This is a genomic window from Luteimonas sp. TWI382, assembly GCF_039674545.1.
Lineage (GTDB): Bacteria > Pseudomonadota > Gammaproteobacteria > Xanthomonadales > Xanthomonadaceae > Luteimonas.
This window is the reverse complement of the sequence record NZ_JBDJNS010000061.1, coordinates 1-469: the sequence shown is the minus strand read 5'-3', so window position 1 is coordinate 469 and position 469 is coordinate 1. Positions and strand designations below refer to the sequence as shown.

Here is a 469-nt window from a genome sequence, read left to right as displayed (position 1 = left end):
CCACCTGCCGGGCAGCGTGCAGCACGCGCTCAACCTCGAGCCGCAGATCGCCTCGTGGGCCGAGCGCTTCGCGCCCAAGCAGCATGCGCTGTTCCTGGGCCGCGGCGTGCATTACCCGATCGCGCTCGAAGGCGCGCTCAAGCTCAAGGAGATCTCCTACATCCACGCCGAGGCCTACCCGGCGGGCGAACTCAAGCACGGCCCGCTGGCGCTGGTGGATGCCGACATGCCGGTCGTGGTGATCGCGCCCAGGGACGGGCTGCTGGAGAAGGTGAAGTCCAACATGCAGGAAGTGCGCGCGCGCGGCGGCGAGCTGTTCGTCTTCACCGACGCCGACAGCAACTTCGGCCCGTCGGAGGGCGTGCACGTGATCCGCACCCCGCGCCATGTGGGCGTGCTGAGTCCGATCGTGCACACGATCCCGGTGCAACTGCTGGCCTACCACACCGCACTGGCGCGCGGCACCGAC

General features: G+C 69.3%; 1 protein-coding gene. It reads left to right on the top strand.

From position 1 onward, the window contains the following. On the top strand, positions 1–469 hold a 469-nt coding region (locus tag ABE505_RS17090; protein ID WP_346445857.1), incomplete at both ends, for an SIS domain-containing protein.